Below are 19,529 nucleotides of genomic sequence, written 5' to 3'. Positions count from 1 at the left end.
CGTCCCGTGTGACTCGCCGGGCGAGCAGCTGCCATTCCGGAGCGCCATCATGCGTCCATGGCGACGAAGACGGATCTGAAGAAGACGCTCGACGGCTACCAGGCACGACGCGGCGAGTTCCGGGTGCTCGAGGTGCCGCCTCTCCCCTACCTGATGGTCGACGGGCACGGTGACCCCAACACCGCGCAGGAGTACGCGGACGCGCTCGCGGCGCTGTACCCGGTGGCGTACAAGCTGAAGTTCGCCTGCAAGAAGGACGGCCGCGACTACGTGGTGCCGCCGCTGGAGGCGCTGTGGTGGGCCGAGGACATGGACGCGTTCACCCGGGCGCGGGACAAGTCGCAGTGGGACTGGACGGCGATGATCATGACGCCGGACTGGGTCACCGAACAGATGTTCGAGGAAGCGTGTGCGACGGTCGCCGCCAAGGACCGCCCGGCGAGTCTGGACAGGGTCCGCCGGGAGACGCTGCGCGAAGGCACCTGTGTGCAGACCCTGCACATCGGGCCGTACGACGCGGAGGGCCCGGTCCTCGAGGAGATGCACGAGCGATTCATCCCCGAGCGCGGACTGCGGATGACCGGCAAGCACCACGAGATCTACCTCGGCGACCCGAGACGGGTCGAACCGGCGAAGCTGCGGACGATCCTGCGGCAGCCGGTCACGACCGCATGATCTGAGCGGCACTGGCATTTCGGTGTACGAATGTTGACTGAAAACTCTTGTCGGCGTGAGCGCGGTCACATTACTCTTCAGTAACTCGGGACGGAGCAGTCCCGCTCACGTGAGGAGAGTTCCCCCATGCCTCTGCACGCATCGAGGATGTTCGTGAAGCGTCCTGGCCGGCACGCGGTACGTGTGCTCGCCACCGCACTGGCCGTCGCCGCGGTCACTCCGGCTGCCCTCGCGGCCCCGGCTGCAGCCGCCGACACCGGCGCCACCGTCGTCTCCCGCGGCGTCGAGATCCCGCCGTTCTACAACCCGCCGGCGACCCTTCCCGACGCCAACGGCGAGCTCGTACGCACCGAGCCCCTCCGCCTCGGCTTCGGACTCTCGATCCCCGGCATCGGGTCGCTGCCCGGCACCGCGACCCGGGTCATGTACAAGACGACCGACAACAACGGTGCCCCGGCCGCTGTGACCGGTGCCTACATCGAGCCGTTCGCCGCGTGGAGCGGTGCCGGCGACCGTCCGCTCGTGGTCGTCGCGCCGGGCACTATGGGCCAGGGCGACCAGTGCTCGGCCTCGCTCGGCCTCGAGCGACCGATCTTCTTCAACGGCAGGACCGTCTCGGTGGGCTACGAGGACATCGGGATCTACCGCCTTCTCCTTCGCGGCGTGGCCGTGATGGTGACCGACTACGTCGGCCTCGGCACGACCGACCGGCTGCACACCTACGTCGACCGGGTCGACGGCGGCCACGCCGTCCTCGACGCGGCCAGAGCGGCTCGCGGCGTTCCGGACGCGTCGGTGACCAGTGGTTCGCGGGTGGCGCTCTACGGCTACAGCCAGGGTGGCGGCGCGACCGGGTCGGCCTCCGAGCTCGCCGCCGAATATGCACCCGACGTCAACCTGGTCGGCGCCTACGTCGGCGCACCGCCGGCCGACCTGCGGGCGACGGCGGAGGGTATCGACGGGTCGGCCCTGGTTGCGGCGCTCGGCTGGACGATCAACGGCCTGGCCCAGTCCAACGCGGAACTGCAGCCGATCCTCGACGAGAACCTCAACGCCAAGGGCAAGGCGGCGCTCGAGGACCTGTCGACGGCGTGCGTCGCCGACGGCATCGCCAGCTACCCGTTCCAGCGCAGCAGCAGCTGGACCACGACAGGCGAGAGCCTCGACGACATCATCGAGCGGGAGCCCGCGGTGCAGGCGATCATGGCCGAGCAGAAGCTCGGGAACGTGGCGCCGCGGATCCCGGTCCGCCTGGCCACAGGCACCGAGGACGACATCGTCCCGCACGACCAGGCCCGTCAATTGGCCGTCGACTGGTGCGGTCACGGATCCAGGGTGACCTACCAGGCGGTGGTGCTGCCCAACCTCGGCGACGGGCTGATCACCAACCACGTCACGCCGCTCCTGGTCGACCAGACCGCCGCGATCAACTGGATCACCGACCGCGTCAAGGGCGTCGCGGCCGGCTCCACCTGCGCGACGCTGCCGAGTCAGCCCTGAGCGCCTCGTAGCCGCACGGACAGGCAGGTGACACAGCCTTCGAGCTTCTCGAACTCGGAGATGTCGACCGCGACCACCGTGTAGCCACGCTCCTCGAACATCGCCCGGCTCAGCGGCGCCGAGGTGGCCATCAGCAGCGTGTCGTCGTCGAGGATGACGACATGGGAGCCCGACTCCTCCGGGACCGGCAGGAACCGGGCTCCCCACACGCTCGGGTCGTCGACCAGCTGCTCGTGGCCGATGACGGTGCCGTCGGGAAGCGCGGTGACGGCCGATTTCAGATGGAGCACTTTCGAGATCGGGACGACGACGACCTCGGCGCCCAGCGGCCCGAGCAGCGACCGGAGCTGGGCGATCCCCTCGGCGTTCGTACGCCCACCCTCCCCCACCCAGACGGTGTCGCCGTGCTTGAGCACGTCGCCGCCGTCGAGCGTTCCGGGCGTCTCGATGTGGGCGATCCGGTATCCCCGCATCCGGACGGCGTCCTCGGCCGCGGCGATCTCCGGGCGCCGCTCCAGGGCGCCCGGCCGGCTGATCACGGCCAGGTCTCCGAAGACCACCATCGTGTCCTCGACGAAGACCGAGTCCGGGCAGTCATCGGCGGGATCGACCTCGTGCGTGGTCCAGCCCGCGGAGCGCATCGCGGCGACGTACGCCTCCCACTGGATGCCGGCGAGGCCGACGTCGACCGGGCTCCGCTCGATGTGGGTGACGAGCCCCTCGGCGAGGCGGGGCGAGGGGCGGCGTACGAGAGCGTGCATGGGTGAAGTATCCCTACCCGATCCAGAACCGGAGCTCGTTCCCGAGCTGCTCGTCGGGTACGCCCCCGTTCCTCTCGATCACACGGCGGGACGCGTCGTTGGCCGGGTCGCAGGTGAGCAGCGCACGGGAGACGCCGTGCGCGCGCGCCTTTTCGAGACCGAGCCCGAGCATGCGGGTCGCGTGCCCCTGGCGCCGCCACGGGGCGACGACGTGGTAGCCGATGTGACCGCCTTCGGCGGCGAGCTCGGGCGTCAGCGTGTGGCGCACGACCAGGGAGCCGAGATAGTGCTCGCCGGAGACGTACCAGTAGACCGTGGACATCACGTCCCAGCGCTCCTTGTCGTGGTCCCTGGCGGCGACGAACGCGTCGAAGTCCTCGCTGGCCGGTCCGAGCCAGTCGGTGGCGGTGCCACGGAGGAGACAGTCGGCCTGTTCGCCGGTGAGATAGGAGGTCCGGACGGCCGTCGTCGGACGGGCCAGGCGTGGTGGTGCGGGCAGCGTGATCATCGCTGGTCAGGGAACCACACGCCCTGCTGCGATCGCACCGGGTTTTGCTCGGGACGCGGGCTAGATTGAGGCCATGAGCGAGCACGAGGGACGCGAGATGTTCGAGCCGGAGTCGTGGGAGGAGCGCTACGCCGGTGAGGAGAAGGTCTGGAGCGGCAACCCCAACCCTCAGCTCGTCGCCGAGATCACCGCGCTGACGCCGGGGACGGCGCTGGATGTCGGTTGTGGCGAGGGTGGCGACGTGATCTGGCTGGCACAGCAGGGCTGGACGGTCACCGGCGCCGACTTCGCCGCGAACGGGCTGGCCCGAGCCAAGCGCCACGCCGAGGAGGCCGGCGTCGCGGAGCGTACGTCCTGGTGGCAGGTCGACGCCCGCACCTTCACCGCCGACGGCCGGGAGTTCGACCTGGTCACGTCCCATTTCCTGCACACGCCCGACGGGAGCATGGTCGACGTCGCCGGGCGCCTGGCCACCGCGGTCGCGCCTGGCGGACACCTCCTCGTGGTCGGCCACGCACCGTCGGAGGTCTTCGCGCGCCACAGCCATCACGACGCGATGTTCCTCGCCGCCGACCTGCTCCCGGGGCTGCCGGACGACTTCGAGCCGGTCGTGGTCGAGCAGCGCCGCCGGCTGACCATCCGGGACGGTGTCCCGGTCGAGATCGACGACTCGACGCTGCTCGCGCGCCGTAAGGCCTAGGTGCGGACCATCCGCCGGTGGAGGCCGACGGACTCGGCCTTGGTCTCACCGTCGAACCGGAACCCCTGTCGCTCGTAGAAGACGATCGCCCGCTGGTTGCCGTCGAGAACCCAGAGGTACGCCGCCGACGACCCGATCGCCTTCTCGAGCAGTCGATGGCCGAGGCCGGTGCCGTACCTCTCCGCGCGGACGTAGAGGGCGGAGAGCTCCAGCGGCGGCAACCCGGGATCGGTGTCACGGCCCGGTCCGGCGCTCGCGAACCCGAGCAGCCGGCCCGGCTCGTCGTCCTCGAGGACCAGGGTGGAGAACGGGCCGGTCCCGAGGTTCGTACGCCACCGATCGACCCGCTCGGCCCGCAGGGAACGGCGCTCGACGAAGATCGAGTCCGGCATCAGGCCGGCGTACGCCTCCTCCCACACATCGAGGTGGAGATCGGTCAACGCCTCGGCGTCATCGGCGACTGCCGCTCGGATCAGCATGTCGTGAGGATAGGAAGAACCTCAGTCGAGGCACCACTCGTTTCCCTCGGGGTCCTGCATGACGATGAAGCCGTTGCTCATCGGCGGCTCGGGCTCGAACCGGCGGACCCGGGTGGCGCCGAGGGCGACGACCCGCTCGCACTCCGCCTCCAACGCGGCCATCCGCTCCTCCCCCTGCAGCCCCGGAGCCGCCCGGACGTCGAGGTGGACGCGGTTCTTGGCGGTCTTCGACTCGGGGACGCGCTGGAAGAAGACGCGCGGGCCGGTGCCGGCGGGGTCCTCGATCGCCGAGGCGTTGTTGCGCTGGTCCTCCGGCACTCCGACACGAGCGAGGAACTCGTCCCAGGCCTCCAGCGGGTCGCTGCCCCCGGGGACCTCGACTCCCGGCGGACCGGGGTGGACGTAGCCGAGCACGTCACGCCAGAACGTGGAGAGGGCGCGGGGGTCGTGCGCGTCGAAGGTGACCTGGAAGGTTCGAGTCTCGAGAGCCATGGGTCCACCATGCCATCGAAACAGGACAGTCTGCGTCCGCTATCGGCGATGGGCGGGGCCGGGCAGTCCGAGGCCGCGGCGCTCCTCCATCCGGAGCGCGATCATCGGCACCACGATCGCGGCGGCGACGACGTGCGTCAGGCAGAGGAAGCCCACGAAGGTCAGGTCGAACTCGAAGACGGGCAGCACGTCGGGGATCAGGGAGAGCCCGGTGAGCACGATCATGGTGATCTGGAAGGTCGAACGGGGCATCGCTGCCACCCGGATCATCACCTCGGCGATGATGATCCCGATCAGCGAGCAGTAGATGGTGAGCATCGGGAACGCGGAGAGCGGTACGTCGCCGAGGCTGCTGCCGAAGTCGACCCCGGCCGCCTTGGCGATCACGGCCATCACCGTGGTGGTGACCGCGGCGATCGCCGTGGCCACCAGGCCGCGCGGCCATACTGACACCGGCCGCTCCCGGACGGGCGTGATCTCCACCGCCGTGGTCCGCCTGTGCTCGGGTAGGTGGAGGGTCATTCTCGGGTGCTCCTTGATTGATACTGCAACCAATGCACACTAAGCGTGACCCTCCACCCCGACCGCATCCAGATGGCCGCAACCGGACGTGATTCGCACCACCCGGGGGGTCAGATCAGGCGCCGACGTACGCCGCCAGGTGCTCGCCGGTCAGCGTCGACTTCTTCGCGACGAGCTCGGCGGGCGTACCTTCGAAGACGACCAGGCCACCGTCGTGACCGGCACCCGGGCCGAGGTCGATGATCCAGTCGGCGTGGACCATGACAGCCTGGTGGTGCTCGATCACGATGACCGACTTCCCGGCGTCGACCAGCTTGTCGAGCAGCGCGAGCAGGTTGTCGACGTCGGCCAGGTGAAGACCGGTGGTCGGCTCGTCGAGGACGTACGTCCCGCCCTTCTCCCCCAGGTGCATGGCCAGCTTGATCCGCTGCCGCTCGCCACCGGAGAGGGTGTTGAGCGGCTGGCCGAGCTTGAGGTAGCCGAGGCCGACGTCGCTCATCCGCTCCAGGATCTTGGCGGCCGGGGGCACCTTCGAGTCGCCCGTGGAGAAGAACTCGTGAGCCTTGGCGACCGAGAGGTCGAGCACCTCGGCGATGTTGAGCCCGCCGAGACGGTACTCCAGCACAAGCGCCTGGAACCGCTTGCCGCCGCAGTCCTCGCACGGCGAGGCGACGGTCTCCATGAACCCGAGCTCGGTGTAGATCATCCCGTTGCCCTTGCACGTCGGGCAGGCGCCCTCGGAGTTGGCCGAGAAGAGCGCCGGCTTGACCCCGTTGGCCTTCGCGAACGCCTTGCGGATGGGCTCGAGCAGGCCGGTGTAGGTGGCCGGGTTGCTCCGGCGTGACCCCTTGATCGCGCTCTGGTCGACGAACTCGACGTCGGCACCCGCCGGGATGGAGCCGTGGATCAGCGACGACTTGCCCGAGCCGGCGACCCCGGTGACGACGGTCAGCACCCCGAGCGGGATGTCCACGTCGACGTTGCGGAGGTTGTGCGAGGTCGCTCCGCGGATCTCCAGGTGTCCCTTCGGGGTGCGTACGGTCTCCTTCACAGACGCCCGGTGGCCGAGGTGGCGCCCGGTGAGCGTGTCGGCCTTCGCAAGGCCCTCGTAGGTGCCCTCGAAGCAGATCGTGCCGCCGTCGCTACCGGCGCCGGGGCCGAGGTCGACGACGTGGTCGGCGATCGCGATCGTCTCCGGCTTGTGCTCGACGACCAGGACGGTGTTGCCCTTGTCGCGCAGGTCGAGGAGCAGCTTGTTCATCCGCTGGATGTCGTGCGGGTGCAGCCCGACGGTCGGCTCGTCGAAGACGTAGGTCACGTCGGTGAGCGCGGAGCCGAGGTGACGGACCATCTTCGTACGCTGCGCCTCACCGCCGCTCAGGGTGCCGGAGGGCCGGTCGAGGGAGAGATAGCCCAGTCCGATCTCGACGAACGAGTCGAACAGGTGCAGGAGCCCGGCCACCAGCGGCGCGACTCCGGGTTCGTCGATGCTCCGCAGCCATTCCGCCGCGTCGGTGACCTGCATCGCGCACACGTCCGCGATCGACTTGCCCCGGATCTTCGAGGAGAGCGCCGACTCGTTGAGCCGGGTGCCACCACAGGCGGGGCACGGCTTGAAGACCGCCGCCGCCTCGACGAACTTCTTGATGTGGGGCTGCAGCGCCTCGACGTCCTTGCTGAACATCGACTTGCGGATCTTCGGGATCAGGCCCTCGTAGGTCGCGTTGATGCCCTCGAGCTTGATCTTGCGCGGCTCGGCGTAGAGCAGGTCGTGGCGCTGCTCCTCGGTCAGGTCCTTGATCGGGACGTCCGGCGGCACGACCACCTTGAAAGCGGCCACCATCCAGCCGTCGGCGGTGTAGCCGGGCACCAGGATCGCCCCGTCGACCAGCGACTTCGACTCGTCGATGATGACGGCGAGGTCGAGGTCGGAGATGGTCCCGCGGCCCTCGCACTCGGCACACATGCCGCCGAGGTAGACCGCATCCTTGACGATCGTCTTCTCGCCCTTCGGTCCCGTCATCACGCCCGAGGCCCGGGTGGTGGGGATGTTGAACGAGAACGCGGTCGGCCCGCCGATGAACGGCTCCCCCAGCCGGCTGAACAGCGAGCGCAGCATCGCGTGGGCGTCGGTGACCGTGCCCAGGGTCGAGCGCGGGTTGGCGCCGAGCCGCTCCTGGTCGACCAGGATGGCGGTGGTCAGCCCCTCCATCGCGTCGACCTCGGGCCGCGGCAGGCTGGGCATGAAGCCCTGGATGAAGGTGGAGTAGGTCTCGTCGATCAGCCGCCGCGACTCCGCCGCGATCGTGCCGAAGACCAGCGACGACTTCCCCGAGCCCGACACCCCGGTGAACACCGAGAGCCGGCGCTTGGGGATCTCGACCGAGACGTCCTTGAGGTTGTTCTGCCGGGCGCCCTGGACGCGGATCAGATCGTGCGTGTCGGCGTCGTGTGCGGCCGTGCTCGGATCGTTCATGGCGGTCAGGCTAGCCGGAGGATCGAACCCGGGCGTGCACATTTTTCCGGGCTCACTTGATCTGCTGGAGACGGACCGTGTTGCCCGCCGGGTCGCGGAACGAGCAGTCCCTCATCCCCCAGTCCTGGTCGGTCGGCTCCGACATGATCTCGCCGCCGGCGGCGTCGATGCCGGCCTGGATCTTCTCGAAGGCGGCGTCGACGTCCGGGGAGGAGAGCATGAGGCTGGCGAAGGTGCCCTTGGCCATCATCTCCTGGATGACACGGCCCTCGTCCTCGCTGATGTTCGGGTCGGCGAGCGGCGGGTAGAGCACGACGCTCACGCTCGGCTGAGACGGCGGTCCGATGGTGAGCCAGCGCATCGCCTCGTACCCGACGTCCTTCCTGACCTCGAAACCCAGCAGGTCCCGGTAGAACCTCAGCGAGGCCTCGGGATCGGTGTGCGGAAGGTAGCTGTGGCAGATGTTGATGTCCATGGCCCTTACGTTATGTAGGGGTCAGGCACCTTCGCTTCTCGATTCCTGACCGGTCTGGTGACCTGCTTCGAAACGCATGGCGGGATCCCGTCGCCACCGCTCGTCGCCTTGTCCCGGTAGACGCTCGGGGACATCCCGACGAGCTCGCTGAACCGCGTCGAGAACGTCCCCAGCGACCCGAAGCCGACCGCGAAGCAGATCTCCGTGACGCTGAGGTCGCCGCGCCGCAGCAGCGTCATCGCCCGCTCCACACGCCGGGTCATCAGGTAGGAGTAAGGCGGCTCGCCGTAGGCCTTGCGGAACTCCCGGCTCAGGTGCCCGGCCGACATGTGCACGCCGGCGGCCAGCGCCTCCACGTCGAGGGGCTGCGCGTACTCCCGGTCGATCCGGTCCTTGACCTTCCGCAGCAGCTTCAGGTCACGAAGGCGCTGTTCCTGGTCGGGCTTGCTCGTCACCCTCCGATCCTCCCATTTGATGAATCTGCCGCGTGTCGAAGTAAAGGTGTCGAAATCGGGCGCGCACACTCGTGGAGTAGGCGAAGGCACAAACACGGATAGGAGAAAGTCATGTGGGACACAGCTCAGGACACCGAGAACACCAACGTACGCAGCTTCCCGATGTCGCACTTCCTGCCGTGCCCGCGCTGCGGCCACGAAGTCCACACCTACCTCGCCTGCAGCGACACCTGCCCCTGCGCTCCGGTCGTGATGCCGGGCAGCATCGCGTTCGTCGCCTGAATCCCGGCCCGGGAGATCTGTCCGGCTAGACCTTCAGGCCCGACTCGATCGCGAAGACGACGAGCTGGGCCCGGTCGCGGGCGTGCAGCTTCACCATCGCGCGCGAGACGTGCGTGCGGACCGTGTCCGGGCTGACCACGAGCTCGGCGGCGATCTCGGCGTTGGAGCGGCCGGTCGCCACCCAGGCGACCATCTCCCGCTCGCGCTCGGTCAGGTCACCGAGCCGCGGATGCGGGTTGGTGGCCCGGCGGGGCGATCCGAACTCCTCGATCACCCGCCTGGTCACCGTCGGCGCGAGCAGCGAGCCGCCCTCGGCGACGACCCGGATGGCGTCCAGCAGGGCGACCGGCTCGGCGTCCTTGAGCAGGAACCCGCTCGCACCCAGCCGGAGCGCCTCGAAGACGTACTCGTCGAGCTCGAAGGTCGTCAGCATCACCACACGTACGTCCTTCAAGGAGGCGTCGCGAGTCACCTGCTCCAGCATGCCGAGGCCGTCGAGGACCGGCATCCGGATGTCGCAGAGCACGACGTCGGGGTGGGTGCGGCGCAGCATCGGCAGCGCCGCGCTGCCGTCGGAGGCCTCGCCGACGATCTCCAGATCGGTCTCGGCGCCGATCATCGTCGCCAGGCCCATGCGAACCAGGGGCTGGTCATCGACCAGAGCGACGCTGATCTTCCCCGGATCAACACTGCTCATGCCAGCCCCTCCGCGCCACCCGCCGAGGACCCAGAAAGCGGGATGGAAGCCCGCAGCCGGAAGCCCCGTACCTCCGGCCCCGCCTCTAGGGTGCCTCCAAGTGCCTCCACGCGCGACCGCATTCCCACAATTCCCGTCCCAGAGCGCCTTTCTTTGCTCGGAATGTCCGATCCCCGCCCGTCGTCGTGCACCGTCACGACCATCTCGGCGGTCTCCCCGGTGGTCGAGCCTGTCGAGCGTTGTATCGAGCTTGTCGAGATGACCACGACCGAGACCTCGGCGCGGGACGCTCCCGCATGTCGCAGCACGTTGGTGAGCCCCTCCTGGACCACGGCGTACGCAGCCCGCTCGGCGTCCGCCGGCGCCGAGGTCACCTCGAGCCGGAGCGAGACGTCCAGACCTCCGGTGCGCACCCGCTCGACCAGTGCAGGCAGGTCGGCGAGCCCGTGCTCCGGTGCTCGTGGCGCCTCCTGCGTGCCGACCTCCGTGTCCGTCAGCCGGGCAAGCTGCCGGCGCAGCAGGTCGAGCGACTCCTTGCTCTCGGCCCGGATCGCCTCCAGGTTGCGGCGTGCCGCCTCCGGGTCCCGGTCGAGCACGTGCAGCGCGGCACCCGCCTGCATCGCGATCACCGCCAGCCCGTGACCGACGCCGTCGTGCAGGTCGGTGGCCATCCGCACCCGCTCGTCGCTGACCGCGCGGCGCCGCCGCTGGGCGCGGGCCTCGTTGCGGGAGCGCATCGCGGCCCCAACCGCACCGCACGCGGCGATCAGCGCCACCTGCCCGAAGGCCTGCCACTGGGAGAGGTCGCCCTCCGGGCCGCCGCCGGGTCCCCAAGGACCGCGGCCGCCGTCGAACCGCGGGCTCTCCGTCGGGTTCAGCATGATCCCGGTGGCCACGAGCGCCGCCGCCGCGACCGCCCAGCCGAGCCACTTGCGTGGCGGCAGCGACAACGCCGTCGCGAACGTGACCACAGGCAGCGCCATGAAGATCGGCCCGTCGGCGTAGCCCGCTGTGAAGTAGCCCCCGACACATGCCCCGCTCACCGCGACCGCCCAGGCAGGCGGGCGGCTGAGCAGCACCGGGAGGACGGCGACGAGGGCGATGAGGGCGGGCAGCACGGCCGGCCCCCGGGTGTCGGCCTGGGCGTTGCTGCCCAGCGAGCCGACGAGCTCCACCACGACGATCAGCCACGGGAGCCAATGACGACGGATCCGGGACATGGACACACCGTAGTTCGCGCGGGGGCCCGAGACGTACGACAACGGCGGCCAGCCGCGTACGCAGATCTGCGTAACCCGGAGCCGCCGCGGTGCCGATGCCGGTCAGGGGGCGGCCACGAGAGCGTGAGAGGCATGAACGAACTTGTGGTTGAGACCTACGGGCTGACCAAGCGGTACGGCGACAGGCTCGCCGTCGACCGGGTCAGCATGACCGTCAAGCGTGGCGAGGTGTACGGCTTCCTCGGCCCCAACGGGGCCGGCAAGACGACCACCTTGCGGATGATGCTCGGCCTGATCCGGCCCACCGCCGGATCGGCCAGCGTCCTGGGCCGGCCCGCCGGGCGACCCGACGTCACTGCCCGGATCGGCGCCCTGATCGAGGGCCCCGGCTTCTACCCCTACCTGAGCGGCCGCGACAACCTGCGCACGATGGCGCGCTACCAGGACCTGCCGAACGCCGAGGTCGACCGCGTGCTGGAGATGGTCGACCTCGCCGACCGGGCGAAGGACGCCTTCAAGGGCTACTCGCTCGGGATGAAGCAGCGCCTCGGCGTCGCCGCCGCGATGCTCGGCTCACCCGACCTGCTCGTGCTCGACGAGCCCACCAACGGGCTCGACCCGGCCGGTATGGCGGACATGCGGGCCCTGGTCGTCTCGCTCGCCGACGCCGGTCAGACGGTCATCCTCTCCAGCCACATCCTCGCCGAGGTGCAGGAGATCTGCGACCGCGTGGGCGTGATCGACAACGGCCGGCTGCTGCGCGAGTCCACCGTCGCCGACCTGCGCGGCGGCGCGACCCTTCGGGTCCGGGCCACCCCGGAGGATGCCGCGCTGGCCGCCGTCATGCGGCTCGCCGGCGACGAAGGCGTACGCCGCATCGGCAACGAGACGCTCGAGGTCGAGCTGCCCGCCACGGCGGCCCCCGACGTCGTACGTCATCTGGTCGCCCACTCCATCGATGTCCACGAGGTCACCGTCGCGGAGCGCTCCCTGGAGGACGTCTTCTTCGAGATGACCAGCAACAAGGAGCTCGTGTCATGAACACACTGATCAACAGCACAAGGGCCGAGATGCTCCGGCTGCGCAAGTGGTCGGCGATCTGGGTGATCGTCGGCGCCTGGCTGGCGCTCTCGCTCTCCTTCGGGTACGTCTTCAACTACGTCGCCTACAAGACCGGCGACGACAACTTCGCCGGTGACGGCGCCAGCAGCGCCCAGCTGCTGGCCGAGCTGATGCCGAGCGCGATCCCGGACGTCATCGTCAGCGGCCTGCCGATGTTCGGCGGCGCGCTGGCGATGGTGGTCGGCGCCCTCGTCGCCGGCAACGGGTTCGGCTGGGGCACCTGGAAGACCGTCTTCACCCAGGGACCGAGCCGGTTCTCGGCCATCGGCGGCTCGCTGGCCGCGGTGACGATCTTCATCTTCGCGATGATGACCGCGACCTTGGCTCTGTGCGCGGGCGTCTCGGTGGCGATCGCGGCGACCGAGGGTCAGTCGATCACGATGCCGGCCCTGAGCGACCTGGCGCAGTCCTTCGGTGCCGGGTTCCTGGTGCTGGAGATGTGGGCGCTGCTCGGGTTCCTGGTCGGTGTGCTTGCCAAGGGGCCGGCGCTCGCCGTCGGACTGGGCCTGGTCTGGTCGCTGGTGGTCGAGAACCTGCTGCGCGGCGTCGGCAGTCTGCTCTCGGGGGTCGAGACCGTCACCGAGGCCCTGCCCGGCACTGCCGGAGGCTCGCTGGTCGGTGCGATCATCGGCGGACCCAACGGGACGCCGGGAGTCCTCGACGTGATCTCCGGCGAGCGCGCGCTGATCACCGTTGCCGCGTACGTGCTGGTCGCAGCTGTCGCCGCGGTGGTCGTGATGAGGCGGCGCGACCTCACCTGACCTCGGGAAATATGTCGCTAGCACACGCCGGGGCGGGTCCGTGACACGTCTCGGCGTGTGACCGACAATCGGGATGTGATCCTCGTTAAGTCTACTGTTTTGGTGGACAACAACCAGGTTGTCCGTTCTCAACGTCGAGACACTCCCGTCTAGAAGAGGTTCCCACCCGTGTCCTCCAACGCGCCCGAGCCCACCCCGCTCATCGAGGCTCCCAAGTCCAAGACCTCGCTGATCATCGGCATCGTCGTCGCCGCCGCGATCGTGATCGGCGGCCTCGCCTTCTTCCTCACCCGCGACGACGACTCCGCCGGCGACCTGACCAAGGTCACGATCGGTGTCGTCGGTGCCGACGACCCCTACTGGAAGACCTTCCAGGATGCCGCCCGCGAGGAGGGCATCGACCTCGAGGTCAAGAACTTCGGCGACTACAACCAGCCCAACCCGGCGCTGTCCGAGGGCGAGCTGGACCTCAACCAGTTCCAGCACATCATCTTCCTGGCCGACTACAACGTGCAGAACGACGACGACCTGGTCGCGCTCGGCTCGACCGCGACCTACCCGCTGGGTCTCTACTCCTCCAAGTACAAGAGCCTCGACGACATCAAGGCCGGCGAGACCGTGATCGTCCCCGACGACGAGACCAACCAGGCCCGCGGCCTGGTCCTGCTCCAGTCCAAGGGCCTGATCGAGCTGACCGACGGCGGCACCCCGTTCAGCACCGTCAAGGAGGTCGACACGGCCGCCTCGAAGGTGAAGATCAAGGCCGTCCAGGCCTCGATCACCGCCTCTTCGCTGCCCGACGTCGCCGCGGCGATCATCAACAACGACTTCGTCGAGGACGCCGGCCTGAAGTTCGAGGACGCGCTGGCCACCGACGACCCCTCCGACCCGAAGGCGCTCCCGTACGTCAACATCTTCGCCGTACGCGCCGAGGACAAGGACAACCCGACCTACAAGAAGCTCGTCGAGATCTTCCAGACCAACGAGGAGGTCCAGCAGGGCGTCTACGAGACCTCCGGCAACACCGCCGAACTGGTGAAGATCCCGGTCGGGGACCTGCAGAAGTCGCTCGATGAGACCGAGAAGCAGGTCGAGGAGCGTCAGTGACGCACTCAGCCACCGAAGCGGAGCCGCTGGTGCGGCTCCGCAACGTCACCAAGACCTATCCGGCGGCCAGGGGGCGCACGGAGGTCCGGGCGGTCGACGACGTCGACCTGGACATCGCCGCCGGTGATGTCCAGGCGATCGTCGGGTACTCCGGTGCCGGCAAGTCCACCCTGGTACGCCTGCTGAACGGCCTCGAGCCGGCCACCTCTGGCTCCATCCAGGTCGGCGGCACCGAGCTCGTCGGTCTGCACGAGCGTCGGCTGCGGCCGATCCGGCTCGGCATCGGGATGATCTTCCAGCAGTTCAACCTCTTCGAGTCGCGTACGGTCTGGGGCAACCTCGCCTACCCGCTGCAGATCGCCGGCGTCGCCAAGGCCGAGCAGCAGCGCCGGATCTCGGAGCTGCTCCACTTCGTCGGTCTCCCCGACAAGGCCCACACCTACCCGCGCAACCTGTCGGGTGGACAGAAGCAGCGCGTCGGCATCGCCCGCGCGCTGACCACCAACCCGTCGCTGCTGCTCGCCGACGAGGCCACCAGCGCGCTCGATCCGGAGACCACGCACGAGGTGCTGCGTCTCCTGAAGCGGGTCAACGACGAGTTCGGCACCACCATCGTGGCGATCACCCACGAGATGGAGGTCGTCCGCGAGCTCGCCGACCACGTCGCGGTCATGGAGAACGGGCGGATCGTCGAGTCCGGCGCCGTCTACGACATCTTCTCTGCGCCGCGGCAGCCGGTGACCCGGCGCTTCGTCGGCACCGTCGTCGACGACGAGCCCGACACCGAGGCACTGGCCGCGCTGCGGTCCCGCCATCCCGGCCGGTTCGTGAAGGTCGAGCTGCGCGAGGGCGGACCCCGCCAGACCGACATCTTCGCCGTGCTTCTCCAGCGCGGAATCGCCTTCGAGCTCGTCTTCGGCGGCATCGAGGAGATCCGGGGCGCCACCTTCGGCAACCTGACCCTCGCCCTCGACGGGCCCGTGTCCTCGGTCGACGAGGCCGTACGCGAGCTGGCCGCCCTCGTCCCCGCCAAGGAGCTGTGATGCTGACCGCTCTCCCGACCGACACCAGGCTCGGCGAGCTCTGGCCCGACATCTGGCAGGCGACCGGCGAGACGCTGCTCATGGTCGCGCTGACGATGCTGATCGGCGGCACGCTGGGCCTGCTGCTCGCCCTGGGTCTCTATCTCACCCGCCGGGGCGGCCTCTACCAGAACGCGGTCGTCTCGACCGTCCTCAACGTACTGGTCAACTTCTTCCGGCCGATCCCGTTCATCATCTTCATCGCCGCCGTCCAGCCGGCCGCGCGGCTGATCGTGGGCACCGGGATCGGGATGCCGGCGGTGGTGTTCTCGCTGATCCTCGCCGCGATGTTCGGGATCGCCCGGATCATCGAGCAGAACCTCGTGACCGTCCCGCCGGGCGTCATCGAGGCCGCTCGAGCGATGGGCGCCAGCCGTGCCCGGATCGCCGCCACCGTCGTCCTCCCCGAGGCGCTGGCGCCGATCATCCTGGGCTACACCTTCGCCTTCGTCGCGGTCGTCGACATGTCCGCGGTCGCGGGCCTGATCGCCGGCGGCGGCCTGGGCAGCTTCGCCCAGACCTTCGGCTACCGGCAGTACGACCCGACCGTCACCTGGGTCTGTGTGCTCATCCTGGTCGCGCTGGTGCAGGTCATCCAGCTGATCGGCAACACGCTGTCGGCGCGGATCCTGCGCCGCTGACACGGAGCGCTCAGGCGCGAGCCAGGATCTCGCCGTGGAGGACGGAGAACCAACCGTCCTCCGCCTCGGCCCACGACCGCCACCCGTCCGCGACCCGGGCGAGGTCGGCGGTCGTGGCGTCTCCGGAGTCGACGAGCTGGCGGGCGACCGCCGAGTCGGTGAACCGGTCGGCCCACATCCCGCCCCACCAGGACCGGTCCTCGGGATCGGCGAAGCACCACGTGCTCGAGGAGGCCTCGATCTCGGTGAAGCCTGCGGCCCGCGCCCAGGAGACCAGCCGACGGCCCGCGTCGGGCTCACCGCGGTTGGCGCGGGCGGCCCGCTGGTAGAGCCGCAGCCACTCGGTCAGCTCGGCCGACTCCGGCCACCAGACGAAACCCGCGTAGTCGCTGTCACGCACCGCGACCAGGCCTCCGGGCCTCGTCACCCGCCGCATCTCCCGCAATGCCTGCACCGGGTCCGCCACGTGCTGCAGCACCTGGTGCGCGTGAACGACGTCGTACGCAGCGTCCTGGATGCTCAGCGCGTGCACGTCCTCGACCCGGAAGTCGATGTTCGTGACTCCTGCGGCCTCGGCCGCCTGGCGGGAGAGCCCGAGCTCGGTCTCCCCGATCTCGGTCGCCGTCACCTGAGCCACCCGGCCGGCGAGGTCCAGCGTGATCGTGCCGGGCCCGGCGCCCACGTCGAGCAGCCGCTGCTCAGGGCTCAGCCGCGGCAGGAGGTACGCCGCGGAGTTCTCCGCCGTGCGCCACCTGTGCGAGCGCAGCACCGACTCGTGATGGCCATGGGTGTAGGTCGACATACGCCGACCCTACGCGTGCAATCCCGAAAGACGAGACGCGAATATCGCTATACGGACAGACGCGGAAGCGCTGCGTCGGCGCAGCCCATCCGCCGGCGGGCGAACAGGATCCCGCCCACGAGCGCGCCGAGAAGCAGCGTGTTGAGCACGATCACCACGCCGGTCTCCAACGGCGCCGCACCGCCACCCGGCCGCGCGTCCTCGGGCGCCACCTCATGACGGTCGAACACGACCTGGCTCTGGTCGGAGGCACGCGACTCGTCGGCCGCCGCCGAGCTCAGCGCCGCGGAGGCGAAGACGACGGCAACCATCCCGGCGAGCAGAATCCGCAAGGTGCGACTCATCATGCTCCCGAGCGTGAGCGCCGGTCCCGTCAGGAACCCGACGCACACCGTCCCTACCGGCGACAACCCGGTGAACAATCAGAACCGCTCCAAGTGGAGCCCCGCTCAGGTCCTGGCGTAGTCGTTGCTGATGTCGAAGAACCAGACCGTCGAGTCGGTGCACACGATCCGGTCGAGCTTGCCGACCGCCACCTGCGACCGCGGCGTCTTGCCCGAGGCCAGCACGACGTCGTAGGCGTCGCTGGTCCGCATCACCGACCACGGCTCGGACTCGGTGCCCTCGCCGGTGCTGATGATGCTGTCGAGCGCCGCCTGGGCCAGGATCGACTCACGCTGGGCCTGCTCGACGTTGCCGAGGCCGCGCTGGGCATCGGCAAGGGCGGCGTGAGCCGAGGGACTGAAGATCGCGCCGGGCATGAGCGCATGCACGGCGGACACGGCGCCGGCGTAGTCGCCGACCGACATCATCGGGGCGACCAGCTCGGTGATCTCGAGATCGGGCCTGAAGTTGGGAGCCTCGAGGATCGCCTCACGCAAGGCCCTCAGTGACTCCGGGCCGGGTTCGCGAAGATAGACGTCGAGTAGCTCTGCGTACGTAGCCAACAGGGGTCCCCCTTGAATAACGGTCGCCGTGCACGGTAGCCAATGGCGCGGCCACGTGGGGCGGTTGACAACGATTATGCGCCCTTTTGTGACCCGGAAGTTGCGCGGTCCGCAGGGAGATTGCGCGGGCCCACCCACGCGATCTCCCTACTATCGCCAGCCGAGACCGGGTGCTACGTGGGTGAGGATGCTCTCCAGCACGTGGGCGTTGTAGTCGACGCCGAGCTGGTTCGGGACGGTGAGCAACAGCGTGTCCGCGGCCTGGATCGCCTCGTCCTCGGCCAGCTCCTCGACGAGGACGTCGGGCTCGGCGGCGTAGGAGCGCCCGAAGATGGCCCGGGTCTGGTCGTCGATGTTGCCGATCTGGTCCTTGGTCTGCCGGTCCAGGCCGAAGTAGCGGCGGTCCTCCTCGTTGACGAGGGCGAAGATCGAGCGGGAGACCGAGACCCGCGGCTCGCGCTCGTGCCCGGCCTCCTTCCACGCCTCGCGGTAGGCCTCGATCTGCTCACGCTGCTGGATGTGGAACGGCTTGCCGTTCTCGTCGTTCTTGAGGGTCGAGCTCTGCAGGTTCATGCCGAGGCCGGCGGCCCAGCGAGCTGTCGCCAGCGAGCTCGAGCCCCACCAGATGCGGTCGCGCAGCGTCTCGGAGTACGGCTCGACGCGGAGCTTGCCGGGCGGGTTGGGGAACATCGGCCGCGGGTTGGGCTCGGCGAACTGCGTGCCCTCGATGATCTTCAGATAGGTCTCGGTGTGGGCGCGGGCCATGTCGGCCTCCGAGGCGTTCTCGCCCGGCTCGTAGCCGAAGTAGCGCCACCCCTCGATGACCTGCTCGGGTGAGCCGCGGCTGATCCCGAGCTGCAGGCGTTCGCCGGAGATCAGGTCGGCCGCCGCGGAGTCCTCGGCCATGTAGAGCGGGTTCTCGTATTGAAGATTGCGCCCATTCTTTCCGCGTGGATGACACAGTGAACGACAAAAGAGACCCCTGACCGACATCTCTGCCAGTCAGGGGTCAGGGTCGTGTCAGCGTGTCATGTCAGCACGACACGTGTCACAGCATGGCGAGGATGTTCTCCACGCCTGGCACACCAAGCGCCGCAGCCAGCAGGCCAACAGCGATGAACCCAGCCTTCTCAAGACGCGACATGCGCGTCTCAAGTGACTTGTGGACATCGGTGCTTTCGTCCATGTCCTTGAGGATCATGTCAAGGGCAGACTCAATCCTCACCAGGCGCTCGCGGAGTTCGGTGATCTGGTCAGCGCTCATGACAGGATCACTCCCTTCTGGGACGGGTTCGCAGCGAGGAGCTTCTTGCCACCAGGCGACTTCATGAGCCGCTTCGCAACCTGCTCCATCTCCGCCATCGACACACCGGGGCGAACCTCAAGGTGCATCTCGTCGGCGCGGTTCACGTACTCGCCTCCCCAGCGGATGACGTTCGGACGCTTCGAGGAGAAGTACCGGATGCTCATGTTCTTGAGCAGCCACGTACGCATCCCGTGCATCGTGTTCCGAATGCCCAGCGGGTGCTTCGTCGCGTTCACGTCAACGGCGGTGCCGCTGGAGTGGTTCGACGGAGTGGACGAGCCGCGCACCGAACGAGGAGCGAAGCCCCAGTCGTCCAGCACCTTGCCGTACACGGGCTCGATGTTGTCGGCCCACAGCATCACTGCGTGCGCGAGCACGAAGCCGACAGAGCCCTGACGCATCGTGATCTTCACGACGCCCTGCTTCGTGGGGATCTTCCACTGGTACAGACGCTTGTCGCTGTACCCCGAAAGAACCTCCCAGCCGTTCTCGGAAACAGCCATTGATCCTCCTTGGTTG

25 protein-coding genes are annotated in these 19,529 nt (G+C 68.8%); 9 read left to right on the top strand and 16 right to left on the bottom strand.

Going from position 1 to position 19,529, the window contains the following annotated elements:
* The first annotated feature begins 57 nt into the window (after positions 1-57).
* Together OG984_RS06600 and OG984_RS06595 are read left to right on the top strand one after the other, a co-directional pair.
* Entirely contained in the window at positions 58-675 is a 618-nt protein-coding gene (locus tag OG984_RS06600) for a GyrI-like domain-containing protein (protein ID WP_328530802.1), read from the top strand.
* 126 nt (positions 676-801) lie between these two features.
* Positions 802-2,175 (top strand): lipase family protein, encoded by a 1,374-nt coding sequence (locus OG984_RS06595; protein WP_328530801.1) that lies wholly within the window; start codon positions 802-804, stop codon positions 2,173-2,175.
* On the opposite strand, the gene ddaH is transcribed toward OG984_RS06595, so the two are convergent.
* The gene (ddaH, locus tag OG984_RS06590) at positions 2,166-2,936 is read right to left on the bottom strand and encodes a dimethylargininase (RefSeq protein WP_328530800.1); all 771 of its coding nucleotides are present in this window, start codon (positions 2,934-2,936) and stop codon (positions 2,166-2,168) included. The two genes, OG984_RS06595 and ddaH, sit on opposite strands and share 10 nt — an antisense overlap.
* Before the next feature lie 13 nt (positions 2,937-2,949).
* Entirely contained in the window at positions 2,950-3,444 is a 495-nt protein-coding gene (locus OG984_RS06585) for a GNAT family N-acetyltransferase (protein WP_328530799.1), read from the bottom strand.
* Positions 3,445-3,517: 73 nt separating this feature from the next.
* Here OG984_RS06585 and OG984_RS06580 point away from each other — a divergent pair, with 73 nt between their 5' ends.
* The gene (locus OG984_RS06580) at positions 3,518-4,144 is read left to right on the top strand and encodes a class I SAM-dependent methyltransferase (RefSeq protein ID WP_328530798.1); all 627 of its coding nucleotides are present in this window, start codon (positions 3,518-3,520) and stop codon (positions 4,142-4,144) included.
* Here OG984_RS06580 and OG984_RS06575 read toward each other — a convergent pair.
* The 6 genes from OG984_RS06575 to OG984_RS06550 form a co-directional block, all read right to left on the bottom strand.
* Positions 4,141-4,623, bottom strand: a complete 483-nt coding sequence (locus tag OG984_RS06575) for a GNAT family N-acetyltransferase (protein ID WP_328530797.1) — start codon at positions 4,621-4,623, stop codon at positions 4,141-4,143. The genes OG984_RS06580 and OG984_RS06575 overlap by 4 nt on opposite strands.
* Before the next feature lie 21 nt (positions 4,624-4,644).
* Positions 4,645-5,115, bottom strand: coding sequence for a VOC family protein (locus tag OG984_RS06570; RefSeq protein WP_328530796.1), 471 nt, complete (start codon positions 5,113-5,115; stop codon positions 4,645-4,647).
* 39 nt (positions 5,116-5,154) lie between these two features.
* On the bottom strand, positions 5,155-5,637 hold the full coding sequence (locus tag OG984_RS06565; protein WP_328530795.1) for a DUF6069 family protein: 483 nt from the start codon (positions 5,635-5,637) through the stop codon (positions 5,155-5,157).
* 115 nt (positions 5,638-5,752) lie between these two features.
* The gene (locus OG984_RS06560; RefSeq protein WP_328530794.1) at positions 5,753-8,113 is read right to left on the bottom strand and encodes an excinuclease ABC subunit UvrA; all 2,361 of its coding nucleotides are present in this window, start codon (positions 8,111-8,113) and stop codon (positions 5,753-5,755) included.
* Positions 8,114-8,165: 52 nt separating this feature from the next.
* The gene (locus OG984_RS06555) at positions 8,166-8,588 is read right to left on the bottom strand and encodes a VOC family protein (protein WP_328530793.1); all 423 of its coding nucleotides are present in this window, start codon (positions 8,586-8,588) and stop codon (positions 8,166-8,168) included.
* Between the two features lie 5 nt (positions 8,589-8,593).
* On the bottom strand, positions 8,594-9,043 hold the full coding sequence (locus OG984_RS06550; RefSeq protein WP_328530792.1) for a helix-turn-helix transcriptional regulator: 450 nt from the start codon (positions 9,041-9,043) through the stop codon (positions 8,594-8,596).
* Between the two features lie 111 nt (positions 9,044-9,154).
* Between OG984_RS06550 and OG984_RS06545 the strand changes: the two genes are divergently transcribed.
* Positions 9,155-9,325, top strand: a complete 171-nt coding sequence (locus OG984_RS06545) for a hypothetical protein (protein WP_328530791.1) — start codon at positions 9,155-9,157, stop codon at positions 9,323-9,325.
* A 25-nt stretch (positions 9,326-9,350) separates the two neighbouring features.
* Here the strand turns inward: OG984_RS06545 and OG984_RS06540 are convergent, their stop codons facing one another.
* Positions 9,351-10,022, bottom strand: coding sequence for a response regulator transcription factor (locus tag OG984_RS06540; protein WP_328530790.1), 672 nt, complete (start codon positions 10,020-10,022; stop codon positions 9,351-9,353).
* Positions 10,019-11,242, bottom strand: coding sequence for a sensor histidine kinase (locus tag OG984_RS06535; protein WP_328530789.1), 1,224 nt, complete (start codon positions 11,240-11,242; stop codon positions 10,019-10,021). Before OG984_RS06535 ends, OG984_RS06540 begins: the two co-directional genes overlap by 4 nt.
* Before the next feature lie 132 nt (positions 11,243-11,374).
* Here OG984_RS06535 and OG984_RS06530 point away from each other — a divergent pair, with 132 nt between their 5' ends.
* From OG984_RS06530 to OG984_RS06510, 5 genes are all read left to right on the top strand, one after another.
* Positions 11,375-12,283: an ABC transporter ATP-binding protein gene (locus tag OG984_RS06530; protein ID WP_328530788.1), complete on the top strand. Its 909-nt coding sequence runs from the start codon at positions 11,375-11,377 to the stop codon at positions 12,281-12,283.
* Positions 12,280-13,125, top strand: coding sequence for an ABC transporter permease (locus OG984_RS06525; protein WP_328530787.1), 846 nt, complete (start codon positions 12,280-12,282; stop codon positions 13,123-13,125). The genes OG984_RS06530 and OG984_RS06525 overlap by 4 nt, the downstream gene beginning before the upstream one ends.
* A 168-nt stretch (positions 13,126-13,293) precedes the next feature.
* Positions 13,294-14,232, top strand: a complete 939-nt coding sequence (locus tag OG984_RS06520) for a MetQ/NlpA family ABC transporter substrate-binding protein (protein WP_328530786.1) — start codon at positions 13,294-13,296, stop codon at positions 14,230-14,232.
* Positions 14,229-15,275, top strand: coding sequence for a methionine ABC transporter ATP-binding protein (locus OG984_RS06515; protein ID WP_328530785.1), 1,047 nt, complete (start codon positions 14,229-14,231; stop codon positions 15,273-15,275). The genes OG984_RS06520 and OG984_RS06515 overlap by 4 nt, the downstream gene beginning before the upstream one ends.
* Positions 15,275-15,955 carry a methionine ABC transporter permease gene (locus tag OG984_RS06510; protein WP_328530784.1) on the top strand — a complete coding sequence of 227 codons (681 nt, stop codon included), beginning with the start codon at positions 15,275-15,277 and terminating at the stop codon, positions 15,953-15,955. The genes OG984_RS06515 and OG984_RS06510 overlap by 1 nt, the downstream gene beginning before the upstream one ends.
* Before the next feature lie 10 nt (positions 15,956-15,965).
* On the opposite strand, the gene OG984_RS06505 is transcribed toward OG984_RS06510, so the two are convergent.
* The 6 genes from OG984_RS06505 to OG984_RS06480 form a co-directional block, all read right to left on the bottom strand.
* Positions 15,966-16,757: a class I SAM-dependent methyltransferase gene (locus tag OG984_RS06505; protein ID WP_328530783.1), complete on the bottom strand. Its 792-nt coding sequence runs from the start codon at positions 16,755-16,757 to the stop codon at positions 15,966-15,968.
* Positions 16,758-16,804: 47 nt separating this feature from the next.
* The gene (locus OG984_RS06500; RefSeq protein WP_328530782.1) at positions 16,805-17,104 is read right to left on the bottom strand and encodes a hypothetical protein; all 300 of its coding nucleotides are present in this window, start codon (positions 17,102-17,104) and stop codon (positions 16,805-16,807) included.
* Positions 17,105-17,206: 102 nt separating this feature from the next.
* A complete protein-coding gene (locus tag OG984_RS06495; protein ID WP_328530781.1) occupies positions 17,207-17,704 on the bottom strand; it encodes a DUF4919 domain-containing protein in 498 nt (165 codons plus the stop codon).
* 150 nt (positions 17,705-17,854) lie between these two features.
* Positions 17,855-18,610 carry an LLM class flavin-dependent oxidoreductase gene (locus OG984_RS06490; protein WP_442940962.1) on the bottom strand — a complete coding sequence of 252 codons (756 nt, stop codon included), beginning with the start codon at positions 18,608-18,610 and terminating at the stop codon, positions 17,855-17,857.
* A gap of 142 nt (positions 18,611-18,752) precedes the next feature.
* On the bottom strand, positions 18,753-18,968 hold the full coding sequence (locus tag OG984_RS06485; protein ID WP_328530780.1) for a hypothetical protein: 216 nt from the start codon (positions 18,966-18,968) through the stop codon (positions 18,753-18,755).
* The gene (locus OG984_RS06480; protein WP_328530779.1) at positions 18,965-19,513 is read right to left on the bottom strand and encodes a M15 family metallopeptidase; all 549 of its coding nucleotides are present in this window, start codon (positions 19,511-19,513) and stop codon (positions 18,965-18,967) included. Before OG984_RS06480 ends, OG984_RS06485 begins: the two co-directional genes overlap by 4 nt.
* Positions 19,514-19,529 lie beyond the last annotated feature (16 nt).

Source organism: Nocardioides sp. NBC_00368 (genome assembly GCF_036090055.1).
Taxonomy (GTDB): domain Bacteria; phylum Actinomycetota; class Actinomycetes; order Propionibacteriales; family Nocardioidaceae; genus Nocardioides.
Note: the sequence above shows the minus strand (reverse complement) of the source record. Positions and strands in the feature narration are given on the sequence as shown.

Excerpts from the sequence above, each read along its gene's own strand:
- OG984_RS06580 (WP_328530798.1), top strand. The coding sequence starts at position 3,518 with ATGAGCGAGCACGAGGGACGCGAGATGTTCGAGCCGGAGTCGTGGGAG.
- OG984_RS06570 (WP_328530796.1), bottom strand. The coding sequence starts at position 5,115 with ATGGCTCTCGAGACTCGAACCTTCCAGGTCACCTTCGACGCGCACGAC.
- OG984_RS06560 (WP_328530794.1), bottom strand. The coding sequence starts at position 8,113 with ATGAACGATCCGAGCACGGCCGCACACGACGCCGACACGCACGATCTG.
- OG984_RS06585 (WP_328530799.1), bottom strand. The coding sequence starts at position 3,444 with ATGATCACGCTGCCCGCACCACCACGCCTGGCCCGTCCGACGACGGCC.
- OG984_RS06485 (WP_328530780.1), bottom strand. The coding sequence starts at position 18,968 with ATGAGCGCTGACCAGATCACCGAACTCCGCGAGCGCCTGGTGAGGATT.
- OG984_RS06530 (WP_328530788.1), top strand. The coding sequence starts at position 11,375 with ATGAACGAACTTGTGGTTGAGACCTACGGGCTGACCAAGCGGTACGGC.
- OG984_RS06510 (WP_328530784.1), top strand. The coding sequence starts at position 15,275 with ATGCTGACCGCTCTCCCGACCGACACCAGGCTCGGCGAGCTCTGGCCC.
- OG984_RS06600 (WP_328530802.1), top strand. The coding sequence starts at position 58 with ATGGCGACGAAGACGGATCTGAAGAAGACGCTCGACGGCTACCAGGCA.
- OG984_RS06480 (WP_328530779.1), bottom strand. The coding sequence starts at position 19,513 with ATGGCTGTTTCCGAGAACGGCTGGGAGGTTCTTTCGGGGTACAGCGAC.
- OG984_RS06505 (WP_328530783.1), bottom strand. The coding sequence starts at position 16,757 with ATGTCGACCTACACCCATGGCCATCACGAGTCGGTGCTGCGCTCGCAC.
- OG984_RS06595 (WP_328530801.1), top strand. The coding sequence starts at position 802 with ATGCCTCTGCACGCATCGAGGATGTTCGTGAAGCGTCCTGGCCGGCAC.
- OG984_RS06500 (WP_328530782.1), bottom strand. The coding sequence starts at position 17,104 with ATGATGAGTCGCACCTTGCGGATTCTGCTCGCCGGGATGGTTGCCGTC.
- OG984_RS06525 (WP_328530787.1), top strand. The coding sequence starts at position 12,280 with ATGAACACACTGATCAACAGCACAAGGGCCGAGATGCTCCGGCTGCGC.
- OG984_RS06545 (WP_328530791.1), top strand. The coding sequence starts at position 9,155 with ATGTGGGACACAGCTCAGGACACCGAGAACACCAACGTACGCAGCTTC.
- OG984_RS06540 (WP_328530790.1), bottom strand. The coding sequence starts at position 10,022 with ATGAGCAGTGTTGATCCGGGGAAGATCAGCGTCGCTCTGGTCGATGAC.
- OG984_RS06490 (WP_442940962.1), bottom strand. The coding sequence starts at position 18,610 with ATGGCCGAGGACTCCGCGGCGGCCGACCTGATCTCCGGCGAACGCCTG.
- OG984_RS06535 (WP_328530789.1), bottom strand. The coding sequence starts at position 11,242 with ATGTCCCGGATCCGTCGTCATTGGCTCCCGTGGCTGATCGTCGTGGTG.
- ddaH (WP_328530800.1), bottom strand. The coding sequence starts at position 2,936 with ATGCACGCTCTCGTACGCCGCCCCTCGCCCCGCCTCGCCGAGGGGCTC.
- OG984_RS06565 (WP_328530795.1), bottom strand. The coding sequence starts at position 5,637 with ATGACCCTCCACCTACCCGAGCACAGGCGGACCACGGCGGTGGAGATC.
- OG984_RS06575 (WP_328530797.1), bottom strand. The coding sequence starts at position 4,623 with ATGCTGATCCGAGCGGCAGTCGCCGATGACGCCGAGGCGTTGACCGAT.
- OG984_RS06555 (WP_328530793.1), bottom strand. The coding sequence starts at position 8,588 with ATGGACATCAACATCTGCCACAGCTACCTTCCGCACACCGATCCCGAG.